Annotated in this window: 18 protein-coding genes; 13 read left to right on the top strand and 5 right to left on the bottom strand. The window is 53.3% G+C overall.

The genetic code is table 11. The features are described from left to right. The first annotated feature begins 635 nt into the window (after positions 1 to 635). The 9 genes from EDF88_RS24565 (at position 636) to EDF88_RS24535 (ending at position 4765) form a co-directional block, all read left to right on the top strand. Complete coding sequence (locus tag EDF88_RS24565; protein ID WP_134187897.1) at positions 636 to 833, top strand: hypothetical protein; 198 nt, start codon at positions 636 to 638, stop codon at positions 831 to 833. A 71-nt stretch (positions 834 to 904) separates the two neighbouring features. Beyond that, positions 905 to 1666, top strand: a complete 762-nt coding sequence (locus EDF88_RS24560) for a recombinase family protein (RefSeq protein ID WP_134187895.1) — start codon at positions 905 to 907, stop codon at positions 1664 to 1666. Between the two features lie 64 nt (positions 1667 to 1730). Further along, complete coding sequence (locus EDF88_RS24785; RefSeq protein ID WP_166672025.1) at positions 1731 to 1898, top strand: hypothetical protein; 168 nt, start codon at positions 1731 to 1733, stop codon at positions 1896 to 1898. A gap of 68 nt (positions 1899 to 1966) precedes the next feature. Continuing rightward, a complete protein-coding gene (locus EDF88_RS24555; protein ID WP_134187893.1) occupies positions 1967 to 2512 on the top strand; it encodes a hypothetical protein in 546 nt (181 codons plus the stop codon). Positions 2513 to 2598: 86 nt separating this feature from the next. Then, on the top strand, positions 2599 to 2763 hold the full coding sequence (locus EDF88_RS24780) for a hypothetical protein (RefSeq protein ID WP_166672024.1): 165 nt from the start codon (positions 2599 to 2601) through the stop codon (positions 2761 to 2763). Further along, a complete protein-coding gene (locus EDF88_RS24550; protein WP_134187891.1) occupies positions 2756 to 3541 on the top strand; it encodes a hypothetical protein in 786 nt (261 codons plus the stop codon). The genes EDF88_RS24780 and EDF88_RS24550 overlap by 8 nt, the downstream gene beginning before the upstream one ends. A gap of 54 nt (positions 3542 to 3595) precedes the next feature. Beyond that, on the top strand, positions 3596 to 4003 hold the full coding sequence (locus EDF88_RS24545) for a hypothetical protein (protein WP_134187889.1): 408 nt from the start codon (positions 3596 to 3598) through the stop codon (positions 4001 to 4003). A gap of 188 nt (positions 4004 to 4191) precedes the next feature. Continuing rightward, on the top strand, positions 4192 to 4494 hold the full coding sequence (locus EDF88_RS24540) for a hypothetical protein (protein ID WP_134187887.1): 303 nt from the start codon (positions 4192 to 4194) through the stop codon (positions 4492 to 4494). A gap of 10 nt (positions 4495 to 4504) precedes the next feature. Continuing rightward, positions 4505 to 4765: a hypothetical protein gene (locus EDF88_RS24535; protein WP_134187885.1), complete on the top strand. Its 261-nt coding sequence runs from the start codon at positions 4505 to 4507 to the stop codon at positions 4763 to 4765. A 718-nt stretch (positions 4766 to 5483) separates the two neighbouring features. Here the strand turns inward: EDF88_RS24535 and EDF88_RS24530 are convergent. The 4 genes from EDF88_RS24530 to EDF88_RS24515 form a co-directional block, all read right to left on the bottom strand. Then, positions 5484 to 5954 (bottom strand): hypothetical protein, encoded by a 471-nt coding sequence (locus tag EDF88_RS24530; RefSeq protein ID WP_243839663.1) that lies wholly within the window; start codon positions 5952 to 5954, stop codon positions 5484 to 5486. Positions 5955 to 6142: 188 nt separating this feature from the next. Next, positions 6143 to 6637, bottom strand: coding sequence for a ribbon-helix-helix protein, CopG family (locus EDF88_RS24525; protein ID WP_134187883.1), 495 nt, complete (start codon positions 6635 to 6637; stop codon positions 6143 to 6145). A 152-nt stretch (positions 6638 to 6789) separates the two neighbouring features. Further along, entirely contained in the window at positions 6790 to 7134 is a 345-nt protein-coding gene (locus EDF88_RS24520; protein WP_347876570.1) for a hypothetical protein, read from the bottom strand. A 70-nt stretch (positions 7135 to 7204) separates the two neighbouring features. After that, complete coding sequence (locus tag EDF88_RS24515) at positions 7205 to 7675, bottom strand: hypothetical protein (RefSeq protein ID WP_134187879.1); 471 nt, start codon at positions 7673 to 7675, stop codon at positions 7205 to 7207. A 69-nt stretch (positions 7676 to 7744) separates the two neighbouring features. Here EDF88_RS24515 and EDF88_RS24510 point away from each other — a divergent pair, with 69 nt between their 5' ends. The 4 genes from EDF88_RS24510 (at position 7745) to EDF88_RS24495 (ending at position 13143) form a co-directional block, all read left to right on the top strand. Further along, positions 7745 to 10363: a phage terminase large subunit family protein gene (locus tag EDF88_RS24510; RefSeq protein WP_134187877.1), complete on the top strand. Its 2619-nt coding sequence runs from the start codon at positions 7745 to 7747 to the stop codon at positions 10361 to 10363. Next, on the top strand, positions 10360 to 10962 hold the full coding sequence (locus tag EDF88_RS24505; RefSeq protein ID WP_134187875.1) for a hypothetical protein: 603 nt from the start codon (positions 10360 to 10362) through the stop codon (positions 10960 to 10962). The genes EDF88_RS24510 and EDF88_RS24505 overlap by 4 nt, the downstream gene beginning before the upstream one ends. After that, positions 10959 to 11438: a hypothetical protein gene (locus EDF88_RS24500; protein ID WP_134187873.1), complete on the top strand. Its 480-nt coding sequence runs from the start codon at positions 10959 to 10961 to the stop codon at positions 11436 to 11438. The genes EDF88_RS24505 and EDF88_RS24500 overlap by 4 nt, the downstream gene beginning before the upstream one ends. A gap of 184 nt (positions 11439 to 11622) precedes the next feature. Continuing rightward, on the top strand, positions 11623 to 13143 hold the full coding sequence (locus EDF88_RS24495) for a DUF3987 domain-containing protein (protein ID WP_134187871.1): 1521 nt from the start codon (positions 11623 to 11625) through the stop codon (positions 13141 to 13143). A 6-nt stretch (positions 13144 to 13149) separates the two neighbouring features. On the opposite strand, the gene EDF88_RS24775 is transcribed toward EDF88_RS24495, so the two are convergent. Then, positions 13150 to 13302 carry a hypothetical protein gene (locus tag EDF88_RS24775; RefSeq protein WP_166672022.1) on the bottom strand — a complete coding sequence of 51 codons (153 nt, stop codon included), beginning with the start codon at positions 13300 to 13302 and terminating at the stop codon, positions 13150 to 13152. Between the last annotated feature and the right edge of the window lie 139 nt (positions 13303 to 13441).

Genomic DNA, 13441 nt, shown 5'->3' with positions numbered 1-13441 from the left:
AACCCGTGATTGGGTAAATTGGGTAAGGGGGTGTGTACGATCCTAAGTTTTGGGTAAGAATGGCAAACCGTCCAGATCCGCTAAAATCTCAATCATTGATTGATTTTTGTACAGATTGTGAGTGCGGAGTAACCGATTTAGCCTGATTTCACTCCGCGAATATATATACCCCCCTACCCAAATTACCCAAACGCCTCCCAGCCCAGAGCTGGCGCGGGTTAGAGCTGGGTAAGCCCCATTACCCAGCATTACCCAACGTACCCAGAGCAGGGGAAAAACTGGGGGGTAGAATAGGGAGGGGATGCAACTTAACTGCATGCGCTGATACCTGGCCGATCCGTGCTGGTTTTTGGTGGTGGTTGGGGGAGGTTATCGGATTTGACCGGAAGCACTAGAGCTGAGGCCGTCGCAGTTCGGAGAGTAAGCCGGTCAAGGGCGAGCGTAGCGAGTGCATTTCACCCTTGACGGGGTGGAACGACCCCAAAGCTCCTGGGTTGGGGTTGCGGTGGTTTTTCTGCCGCGACCCCTGCCCAGCGGCGAGCGAAAAGGCTTTTGACCTTAAAGGTCCAGGGCGCACCGTGTTAAAAGGCGAAGGGCGAAGGGCTAAAGACCGTCTATCAGGTGGAAGGCATCGCATGCGCTCACCTTCCACCATGACAAGTGTCTCCAGACTGGTGCAGCATCAAGGCGACCCGCAAGCGGGAGCGCTACGCACTGCCTTGACGCTATCAGCACTAGACGCAAAAAAATCATGCGCCAGCCAGCTCGATGCAATGCCCGATCACCCGTACCAGAACCCCAAAAAGCGCAAACGCTGGCAGCGCCACGGATAGTGCATAATACCTGATGCACGTCCGTCTAACAGGTGATATATTGCAGCCCTAGACAGAAATTGAGGCAGCGCATGAAAAAGAAAGTGGCAATAGACATTACAGAGCACCCGGAAACCGACTGCGTGATCGGTTATGTGCGCGTGTCTACCAAAAGCCAGAAGGAAAGCGGGTTAGGTGAGGAAGCCCAGCGCGAGTACATCCAGACCGCAGCGAATGCCGCTGGCTGGAATGTTATCGAGATAATCACCGAGGAAGCCGTGAGTGGTTCGACCAAACCGGAGGATCGCCCCGGCATGCAGCGCGCCATTGCGCTGGCTAATGAACACGGCGCAGCAATCCTGGCGGCAAAAGTTGACCGTATCAGCCGGAGCGTAAAGCATTTTGCGCACTTCATTGATGATCATCATGTACGCATTGCCACACTGCCAGGCGCTGATACTTTCCAGTTACAGCTTTTTGCGCTGCTGGCAGAGAAAGAACGGCGATTCATACGCGAGCGAACCCGCGCAGCCCTGGCAGCACTGGCCGAACGTGCAGCCAATGGGGAGCCGGAAGCCATGGAAAAGGTACAGCGCCGCGCAGCATCAATCACACGCAACCGCACCCGCGCTGGCCAACTGGCTGGAGCACACACGCAGCGGGAAGCCGCCGCAGATTTTGCGGATACGATACGCGCCCACTTGTTGGAAGCGATGCACGACAACGGCGGCCAGCCTATGAGCTTTGCGCAATATGCCGCAGCACTGAACAAGAAAAAGATCACCACGCGAACTGGAGCGAGCTGGAACCCCGCAACAATTCGCAGAGCAATGCAGCGGATGAAACCGCTGTAAGAGAGCGCCCCGCTCTTGGCTGGAACCCTGGAGCGGGGCATTAATCAGACCGGAGAGAACCGAAATGATCAGCAAGATAGTAACACCACGCGCAAGACTGGAACAGGCCCGCCGCACCGCGCGCAGAGCCGCCGCAGCCAATGATCCACGCCGCTGGAACATTGCCGCCAAGCTACTTAAACGCGCTATTGTGAGCGTGGCCAATCATCGCGTAATGCATGATCAGCTTTAAATAAATTGGATATTTTCAAATAGTCAGCCAGTCAACCCCGCCCAGCGCGGGGTTTTTTGAGGGATCTCATGATTATTAAATCGAATATGCCACCCGCTTTCATTGCTTGCCTTGAAGCATTGGCCTTTGAGCGCGGAGTAAGCCGCAGCGCATTGATTTACTCAATTCTTAGCGAAGCAATCAAAAACGATACACCGCGCCTGAGCAAGCTAAGGGAGGATATACGCGATATTGAAAAGGAATATCGAGTTTTGCCGGGTGTGGCCGCTGATGCTTATTTCACCCCTCCTTTGCCACCGACTACGGAAGAAATTGAGGCCGAATTCAACAAACAGCAAGCCAAAAAAAATGCGGATGCACTGGAAGAAATGCAGCGTAATGAAGCAGCAAAAGCCAACAAGCCGCGCCCGAGAAAAGCGGTAAGTGATGAACCACCCCAACCCGCTTTTAGCTATCTTCTTGAGCTGATGCCACGCCTTGAAGAAATTCACGGAAAGTGGAAAACCGCCGCAGAACTTCTTAATAAATTCCACCCGCGCGGAGATGGCGAGCCGTGGGACGGAAGGCAAGTGAGCAGCTTCTACCGCGCCAGACTTGCCAAAATGAAATCGTAGTTTCCTATCAAGTTTCTATCTTTTTTCTATCCCCTTTCTATGTCGTGACAGCACTATTTACCCAACGAAAAAGGGAAATAGTGCTCATGAGCAAATCTATCAAATCCGAATTCCAGCGCATCAACATTGATGTACCTCGCCACCTTTGGCGGCGCGTCGAAGCGCTGTCAGAACTGCGCGGAATAGACAAGAAAAGCGTAGTAACTGCCGCCCTGGTCCTACTTTTACAAGAGAACAACACCGATGTTTAAGCCTGAAATTGATCACGCAAAAATCGCAAAAGAAACCGCCGACGCATGTGCGCAAGACTTTGCATCAATCGTAGGGCGGTGCGCGCAACCTGTTTCCGTGTCGATTCCGGGCGCTGATAGCGCGCTATTTGTTCGACTTGTTCAGAGCTATGAATCAGCGCTCTATCAAGTCGCAGAAGCTCTGGAAACAAAGCGCGAAATTGAGCGCGAAATTGAGCCGCTTAACGTGCGTCGTTCTGATCTGAACACGCAGCTCGCAGATATCAACACGCATATCAGCGAACTTACCGCAGCACGACAAGCAGCGTTGGCAGCCGGTGAACGCCCGGAACCCTCAAGCGGAATTGCTCAGTTGCGCGAAGACGCAGCTTATGTGCAGCAGCTCATTGAGCAGACGGATCAGGAGATCGGCGCTTTCCTTGTCAGTGAACTGCATGCGCAATTACAGAAGAAGACACGCGAAGCGGGAGCTGTGCGCGCATCACTGATTTTTGCTGTAGCGCGTGAACGAGCGCGCCAGATTGAAGGTGAATTGCTGCGCACTTATCAGCAAGTGCAGAAATCATCTGCGATCACCGTTACGCCGTGCGGCGCAGAAATGTTGTATGTCGTAAACGGTCAAAATATCGGCACTGCAATCGAGCATTGGAACAAATCAGATCTGGCGTTAAAGCAGCAGCAGCGTGAAGCAGCAGCACAGCAAGCCGCTCTTGTTCCAGAACCGGAACAAAAGCCAGCCAAGAAGCCAGCCAAGAAGCCCGTCAAACCAGTCTTTTGACCTGCGGCAGCATGCCGCCCGGTGTGCCTTTGACCTACACGAATTGAGGTTTATATGAGCAATAACTTAAAGCTAATCGCGCAGATGCAGTCTGTTTTACCAAACGTACCGCGCCAGCAGATTATTGAAATGCTAGGTGAATACCAGCGCCAACAAGCCCAACACGCGCCGATGATGCCGCATATCGTTCCGATGCATAAGAGCATCGCTGAGGGCCTGGACCTTGAGCCGAAAGAATCCCCAACCGCTGGGCTTCACCGCGAGCGATTCTTTCAAAACGAGATCGAAAAGTGTCTTGGTGATGCGATGGCAAAAGGCTTGAGCACTATCCAGGCCAGCGACTTGCGCGCGCAAGCGCACAACCTGGGCAAAGCCTCAGACGCAGATCACGGACGCATTCTTAGCGCACTGAAAAAGCATGTCGCTGGCTTATGCCAAAGCGCCTCGCAAGAAGAATTTTGATGTAGGCAAAACCCCGTATCGAGCATTACCGCTGCGGGTATGAGCGGGGCATTCCATAGATGGCGCACTTCCATCACTCCGCATAAGTGCGAACGCAGTCACCAGCCCTTTGGGTAGTCGAATGGTGGCAAGCCGGGCGCAGTGCAGTGGCGCTGCGCCCGTCAACCAACACACTGAGGCAAAAGACAATGAACAAGCACCCAGCATGGCCAGATGAAGAAGTGATTCCCGTACTCACTCAATCCAGCGCGATCACAAGTATCAATGCATTCTGTAAGCTCGCAAAATCCCACGGCTATGACACGCCAGGGCTAATGAAGTGCGGTGTTTTTGCTGTCAGCGCACTACGAAAAGGCGCGAACCCGGATGAGGTTTTGAAGTCATTCAGCAGCGCCGCACTGCCTGTCATTGAATCGCGTAAGACCCGGATGGCGGCAAACGGTGGCGGTAACTTTGCGAAGCTTGTCGAGATGCTTAATGATCTCAAATAGTAAGGATTTGATGCGGTCATGGGCTGCTGAACTGGCAATTATGGGCGTACAAGGCTCGTCGGATTGTAGGTTAATCCAGTTACCTGAGTACGTTGGTGAGCTACTGGCAAGCGGCGTGTCAGTTATTTGCGTAGATCGCTACCTTAGCAAAATGGCTAGGAGAATTATGGAGCGAGATGCGCGAGAAGAAGCGCGAATTGCACCTGCGCGGCACCGACACAAAAAGATCATGATTGAGCGGGAAAAGTCAGCTCAAGAGATGACAGAATAAGTGCTCAGAATATAAGCGTATTTTGTTCCGACTTAGGAACAAGCAGTGCTAAATTGATTAAGTTATGTGCATTCGTAGCACTGTCAGTTGTAACAACTTGATCAATGATGCTGGTGAATGTAGATTCAGAAAGCGAAAAGGCCGCTATTGCAAGTAGCGACCTGATCAAGTGCGATGGGTTTTCTCAAGTTCCCGTCCACAAAAACCAACACCTTTAAACGGGCGGCCTCTGTGCATCTCTCGTTCTGGGTGAGCGGAACGGAGGAGATGCCTCAAAGATAGCCAGATTGATGGCTCATTTCAAGCGCATCTCCCCGGATTTGTATCAAATGCCTGTTCAATAGCGGTATTTTTAACCGTGCGCCCATGTATTGGAGTCATGTGATTGTTGGCATGGGGGCGAACAGGTAGGGCTGAACGGGGAGTTCTCACATACAGCCCAGCGTGGAGCGAACCACCTACAACGAGCCGAGAGCCACAAGCGGAAGCTATGAGAAAGCGCCCCGCTTCCCGTGAGGGAGAAAGGCGGTAAGGTTTCGGTAAGCCGTAATGGTGGGAACAGGAGCGCGTGAGAGGGAGCCGGAGCGGGGAAACCTACTCTATCTTTATGTCCTGTCAGGTTTCGCCACTTCTACTTTGAATCGCCTTTTTAGGCTTGATTTGGTAGGAGGGCGGAGCCTATGTAAAAACGGTATCCACGCCCTTTCGTCAATGTCTCTCAATAGGTATTACAAAACACTTGGGTTCCTATCCTGTTGCAGTATGTCGTTTTTGGCATTGAATTTTGCATTGATTGAACTGCTTGTTGATTTGCAATGGCTCTTTGCTGGGCTGCTGCTTGTGCTTGCTCTTGGTATCTCTGGGCTTCAATTGTGTCTTGGTAGATCTTAGCTTTTAATATATTGCAGTTTTCTTGGTTGATATCCGATGGTTTCAGACTACTTTCGGTTTGAGCTAGAATAGCTGAGAAGCGTACAGGATCGTATGTCCATGAGTTTAAAAATAGAGCTACGTTAGCGTGGGATTGACCTGCTTCCTGTGGCGTAATGTAGTTCTCTTTCAGACATGCATTTGTTGCTACTGTGACCACGGAAAATTGCTTGTAGTGTTGTTCTGGCATTTGCTGTTTCTGCTGGGCACACCCCGCAATAAAAATTAATGGCAGGCAAAGCAATAATTCTTTTTTCATGATTTTTAACTCTTTAGCTTCTGATTCTATTAATTTATACCCGTAGTGCTCGCCGCAGTCCGTGACCGAACGTAGTGAGCGAACGGGCGAGGAAGCGCAATTTAACCATTTTCAAAATAAGCACTTACACGCTGTGCCCATTCTTTCCAGTATTACCCCTAGCATTACGTTAAAAATCACGTAGCGCGTCATTTTGAATTGCGTCTAACGAATTGCCCCAGTGTTTGACCCGTCCAGTTCCCACCATGCTGATTGATTAGACCCGCAGCCGTCACTGCTTCCGCAATTGCTGTGTAATTCGCTCGCAAACCTTTTGCGTTGTATTCGTCTATCTTCTCCAAGGAAAGGGCCAAGATCTTTTCACGGTCATAACGCGCACCTTCCATGATTGAAGTAGTCAACGACCGGAGCGGTCGGGGAGCTGCTTCACGCGGTGTACTCTTTTTAACCGGATTTTCCGTTGTTGGCGCTTTGTATCCCTGAGCTAACATCGACTCAATAGCTTCCAGTCTCATTTTAAGCGCTTCTATCTCATGACCAACTGAAATAGGTGCCTTTCCTTCTAAAAGCAGCGCTAAAGCACGAAGGATGGCTTCTGAACGTGTAACCCCCTCAGCTTTGCAATAAGCATCAAGCTTTTCTGTAATTTCTTCACTGGCGCGGGCTGCAATATGACTTGCCATGTTTAACCTCGTTTAACATTGTTTACCAATTTGGTTTAACAGTGTTTACCGTTGTTTACCGGATTGGTTTAACGGTGTTTACCGTTGTTTACCATTTCAGTTTAACAGCGTTTAACGCTATTTACAGGGTGTTAAACAGCGTTAAACAAGAGTTACCACCGGCTAGATTGCCCTTGCGCGTCAGCGCCACGGTGAGGGGGTTGCGGCGCAGCCGTGCCCTGGAGTTCCTGCTGATGCCGGTAGCTGCCGCAGGTGCGATTAGCTGGCCTAATCTTCACAGACTGGATGCCCCGCAGTGTCAGTGTGAGGCCGTTCCGCAGTTCACCATCTTTGCCGACCCAGCCGGTAGCGGCCAAATCACCAAAAAGCACAACCTGATCGCCCTTCACATGGCGCATGAGCAGATCGGCCAGCTCATTGAATGCCACCACGTTAACGTTGAGGTAGTGGGTCCCGTTGTTATCGGTAGACGCAGCAGACGCAAAACAACTCGCCATCGTCCCGCCAGATTTAGTGCCGCGCTCCAGGGGATCAGAGTTGATGCGCCCGGACAGGGTTAAAACAGCCTCATTCACCGCTGAAATCCTCGCTATTCCATACATCCGCCGCAACGCGATAAAACACATGATTACGGTGACTTTCACGTATGCCGTTAATCACTGCATTAACGTTATTGCGATTGAACCCAGCCGCCGCCAGTTCGATGGTGGTGTGAAAAATAACGACTTCCCCGGACTCTAGATTTCTGGCCGCAATCGGCGCTTTAAACCGGCATCGCGTATCTGGTCTAAGCCCCAGCTCCAGTGCCCGGAGAACTTCTTCCCCGCAGGCTTTTTCGAGCTGTTTACGGCTAATCGTCCGGGGGACTTTTTTCATGATGTGATTGTTATGCATGAACCTTTTACCTTTTGCGCATTTAACAGCGTGGCTGCGGTCGAATCCCAGCGCCTCAAGTTCTTTAACTGAATGAACTACGATTTGCTTTCCCCGCATTAGAACTGGCGTAGCAATCCAGATGTACTGGGGTTTAAAAAGCATTTTTCTGTACCTGCCTGGATGTCGTGACAACACCATTCTGTCGTCACGACACTTTCGGGCTGTACAAAAATGCAAAAAATTACTGAGCTTTTACGACTGACTACCGGCCAACGGCGAGCCGTTACCGACCGCGCCCGTTTCCACGTCATTGCAGGCGGAGAGATGAGCGGCAAAACGGCGCTGGGCATTGATAGTCTGATTGAATCCATCACCGCAGGGAGCCGCAGCATCTGGATCGGCGCGAACGCGCAGGAGCTGCAACGCGCCCGCGCCCGTCTGCGTGACATGCTTGATGACTGGATAGTGAAAACCACGCCCGCCCAGATTGTTTTCGGGAATGGGGCGATCTGCGATTTCTACGACTGGCAGAACATGCCGAAGACCGCACCAGAGGCGGCGGCGCTGATAGTTGATGACCTGCATTTAATGCCAGGTTTCGGCGACTACTGGCAAACCCAGGGCCGCGACCTGATCCGCCTGAACAATGGAGGGGAGGCGCTATTTCTGGGATGTGCCAACGGCCAGCAGAGTGATTTTTTCCGCCTGTACCAAAAGGGAAATGAAGATTTTGCCTGGAGCTGCGCCACGCTGCCAACCACGGCAAACGAGCAATACCTGACCCCAGAACTATTGGCCGCAATCAAACAAACGCCGGAAGCCGAACGGGCGCAACGCTTTTACGGCGTGTTTCATAAACACGCCATCTTACTGACCGCAGATCACCGCGTCCTGCGTCCTGGGGAGCGGTTTATTGACTGGTGCGAGCGCCTGGCCGCCGATGGATTATTGGTTGATGGCAAGCCGTTTAAGCTCGATAACCGCCCCGCTATGCGCTTCCTGTACGAGCAAATCCCTGCAACCCTGGAGGAAGGCCGCAAAAAGCGGATCATCTTTCTGAAAGCGACCCAGCTAGGATTTTCCGTCTTTGAAATGCTGGCGAGTCTTTACGTGGGCTTGCGCTTCCCTGGTATCGGCATTTCCTTGTTCGTCCCTACGCAGACCCTGAGCAACGACAAATCAAAGCAGCGCTTTATCCCGATGTGTCGCAGCGTTCCTGCGGTCGCACAACTCATGGCGCGCAGTGAAGACGGAGAGGGCAATATACGCAGCCGCAGGATCGGCGCAACGCTTTATAAGTTCGGCTATGCAGCGGGTAAGGTTTCGACGGAATCCACTCCGGCTGATGTGCTTTTTCTGGATGAGACGCAAGAGCTGACCAACGAGCAGATCGCCAAAATTGCGGAGCGTACCAGCGCCAGCAACTTTGCAATGATGGTTTCTGGCAGTACGGCCAACATGCCGGAATCAGACATTCACGGCCAGTTTTTACAGGGCACCCAGCATGAGTTTTATACCCGCTGCCCTGGCTGCGGCAACATGGAACCCATGATCCGTGCTTTCCCGAATATCGTGGTGAAACAACCCCAAGGCGGCTACCGGTACGAGTGCCAGCAGTGCCACGCGGAGATCACCGACCCGCAAGATGGCGAATGGCGCGCCCGCTTCCCGGAACGTGCCCAGGGTTCGCACCCTTGCGTGTCTATTCACTTCCCGCAGTTCCTTTCCCCGACCGTCAGCGCGACGGAGATTGGCCAAAAGTACGAAGGCGCGATCAGCAAAAAGAGCTTTTATAACCGCGTCCTGGGCTGGCCCTGGATTGACCCAGACGCAACGCCGGTGAGTGCTGCGAACCTGACAAGCTGCGCCGCAGCCGGTGAGGCCCTGGGTGTCAGATGGGAGAGCAAAGGCGACGGGCGCAGCCTGTACGTGCTGGGCATCGACCAGATGAAAGGCCTTAACGGCCACGTCATCAAAAAGCGCCTGACGAGTGGGCATTGGGCTGTCGTTCACATCGAGCTATGGCACCACGTCGATCCGTTCCTGCGCACCCATGAGCTAATGGAGCTTTACGGCATCAAGGCCGCTTGCGTCGAGATTGGTCCAAACGCCAACGATGCCATGAAGCTGGCGCAGGCCTTCCCCGGACGCGTTTTCGTCGTGAACAGCTTCAACCTGGGCGACGGCCTGGTGAGATGGAACGACCGCTATAAGAGCAGCACCAGTGAGAACCGCACCGGTGATGAGTTCGTGAACCGCTTCACGGCCAGCGTGAATCAATATCGCTGCATGGATTACAGCCTTCACCAGTTCGACACGGTGAACCCGCGAACCGTTATACCTGGAAACTGGCGTGATCTGACCATCAAGCGCAGGGGGAAAAACGGACTGGAGAGCTGCAACGCTGCCGAGGAATTTTTCTACCATCTGAGCAAAACGGCGCTGGTCACTGAGTACGACGACGAAACCACAAAAACCACACACAAGGTCTGCAAAGTGGGGGGCTTTGACCCGCATTTGAGCTTTGCAAACCACCTTTGCGATGTGGCGGCAATGCGCGAAACCGCACCAACCCTGCTGATCACGCCTGACCCCGTAACAGGTCAGATGCTCTTTGACGATGTTCCGCTGCTGCGACCTGGTGAGGTTGCTCTCCCCCAGGTACGCGATACCGCGCAGGTCATCCAGATGGCCCGTGATGAGCAAGCCGAGCATGGCGCATACACCTGCGGGAGCTGCCGCCACTGCCAACCACACCCGAACGGGCACCACTTCTGCCAGCTCGACCCGACACAATTCCGTGTGAACCGGAAGGATTACCGCTGCTTAGAAGGATATAGCGCGAAATGAACCTAACAGATGATTTTTTCTATGAAGCCAGTGAAACCGAGATTTTTAGCAATCCGGCAAGCCTGGCAGAAGCGCTAGATCATGAGGTGGAAAAAACCACCGGCGCATTCAGCACGATGACCGCAGCCGTAGAAAGCGAGTTCGCCACTCTACTGGAGTGCATCGCCGGTGATCAGAAAGGCATCACCCACATTTTCACCGACCGTAACGGCACGGCGCACCCCGCCAGACCCTGCTTTTTTGCGGAGCAGTGGCAAGACAAAGAGCGCCTGATTGATAGCGCCTGGCTGGCCGAACTGCGCGAACGGGCAGACCAGACGCAACAAGATTTGTCAGACGCAGAGTTTGAGCTTTACCGCGTCCTGGAGGATTTCGAGCAGCAGCCCACCGCTGCTGCCATCGGTGAACTGCGCGCAGCGCAGAGGGTTTTCGAGCAGCAAACAGATCGCGCCGTCAGTGCCCAGGAAATGCTCCTGCGCGCAGAGCGGGCACTGATCCTGATATGGGCGCGAGCTAACTACCACCGTCGCCCTTTCCAACGCTGCGGCGGAGAGCTGCCGGAGCTGGTCACACTGAATATGCAGGAGCTAAAAGCATGAGCATTTCACGTAAGCAGTTTAGCCCGGAGCTGAAAGCAATCATCCGGGCAGAATACGAGAGCAGCAATATCAGCCTCAAAAAGCTGGCGGGGAATTACGGACTGGCAGCGATGACAGTGACCCAATGGGCACGCCGTGACGGCTGGCGCAGAGACTATACCGCCAACCTGCCGAGCACCGGCCAGAGTCTGGCTGTTATCGAGCATCTGCGCGCTAACCCAGAAGCCAGCGCAGGCGAGCTGGTGATGGTGGCGCACCGCGACGTGTCAGATCGCCGCATCCAGTGCGAAACGAACACGGAGAACACCGCAAGGGCGATCCATAGCCTGATGAATAACGCACTAAAAGAACGGGATGGCGTAACGCTGGGTGTTTTGACGGCTGCGGCAAAAGGTCTGGAAGCGGTGGCAAAGGTTCAACGTGAGGCGCTGGGAATGGTGCCGGGGGTCTGCTATCGCACGTTAACGAAGGAATAAAACGAGAGGGATCCCCGACTTATGCGCGGTAGGGTGCCGCTAGAATTTGCATAAGATGGCGAACCGGGTAATCCTAATCCCCAGAAAGACGAGAGGCCCGCATCTAGACAATGCGAGCCTTCACCTAATCGGAGTGTCTTCAGTCATCACCAAAAACATCGCGACTACCCACTGACGATGTTAGATGTACTGGACACTCCTTGCAAGTATTTGCGCCCGTAAAACGGGAGCCAATGGAGTTTTGCGAATGTCAGTCATTGAACATGCGCCGGAAGTTGCGCAGAAAAAAGCCGTACAAGAAATAACTAAAGAGCCAGGTACCCGCAACATTGTGCAAATGTTGATCGATGCAGGACACCCGCTAGGGCAAACCATGCGCGATCTTGCCGACCAGGTGCAAATCCCTGAACGTTCGACTTTCCTTGTCGGACTGGCCGCATTTAGCAGCGCCGCGCTAATGACTTACCGCGTAACCCGCCATTACAGTGACAGCCTTTTGCCACTGGGCTTGTTCGTCATCGTCGAACAGAAGCCCGGAGCACGTAAGAGCGCCATTTTTAACGGTACTCATAAGCCCGTCCGCGACTGCTACGCAGAAATTAACAAGAAGCGCAGCCGCGAACTGGCAAAGCAACGTACAAAAATTGAAAGCATCAAGCTGGGACTCCGCAACAAAGAGCCGGGCGTGACCCGCAACCAGCTCCAGAACGCTATTGAGAATCTGGAAGCCCTGCCGCTGCCGCTGACCGTTCACGCTACCGATGCAACCACCGCCGCACTAGACCTGCATTGCCTCATCCCGAACAAAGGCGCATACAGCCTGGCATCTGATGAGCAGGCATTACTCGATACCCTTTTTGGCCTGAACTACGGCGCGAAGGGTGGCAACAAGCCCAACATAGCCGCCATCCTTCATGGCTTTGACGGCGGACACGTCAGCAACCTACGCGCAGGCCGTGAGGGCTACAGCGGGGAGATCGCAGGTTCTATCTGCTGCTTTGCCCAGGCCGGAAGCATCGACACCATTTTGCGGATCAGCAACGGTACCGGACTAGCAGAGCGTTTCCTGATCGCTTCTGAGCCATCATTGCTGGGTAAGCGTAAGTTTACCGGCAAAATCTGCGACATGACCCCTTACCAGACCGCATGCCGCCGCCTCATCGCCCGACAAGGCCGCGATGGTGGCGCAGAGTGCTGCAATTACCTGCATTTCAACCCGGAGGGCGCAGACATGCTATTTGCCGCCGCCGAAGAAATGGAGCCGCTGCTACTGGATGGGGCGCGCTATTCGTCCGATCTGATTTCCGGCCTTGTGTCCAAGCTAGACACCCACGCCAGCAAAATTGCGGCCTTGCTTCACCTGTACGCCCATTACTGCCAGGATGTCATCGGCGGGGAAGATAAACCCGCACCATCTACCATTAACCCGGAATGGCTGCGCATCGCCATCGAGATCACTAAAGAGCAGATCGAGGCGTACCACGCCAAGCTAATGGATATGGCCCTTATTGGTAGACCAGGCGAATGGCAGACCATCATTGATTACCTGGACGGCAAAGGCGGCAAGAGTAACAGAGTGGTACTGGAGAACGCGCTACGCAAAAAGGACCTATACAAAGGCCGCGCCCGTTTACGTGCCGTTATCGAAGACATGGCCTCACATGGTTATCTGAACATCAAAGACACCATGATCTACCTTTCCTGATCCTCATCACCCGATGACCAGCCCGCCAACGTGCGGGCTTTTTTGTGCCTGTAGGTAAGCTGGGTAACGCTGGGTAAGGTTTTGGGTAGTCGTTGGGTAACGATTGGGTAAGGTTCCGGGTAATGCTGGCGTGATATTGGGTAAATTGGGTAAGGTCATTACCCAACATCTTACCCAACTCAAAGCCGCGTCAGTGCTGAAAAAACCCGTGATTGGGTAAATTGGGTAAGGGGGTGTGTACGATCCTAAGTTTTGGGTAAGAATGGCAAACCGTCCAGATCCGCTAAAATCTCAATCA

Source organism: Buttiauxella sp. BIGb0552 (genome assembly GCF_004366275.1).
Classification (GTDB): Bacteria; Pseudomonadota; Gammaproteobacteria; order Enterobacterales; family Enterobacteriaceae; genus Buttiauxella; species Buttiauxella gaviniae.
The sequence above is the reverse complement of the archived record's forward strand: the minus strand, read 5'-3'. Positions and strand labels throughout refer to the sequence as shown.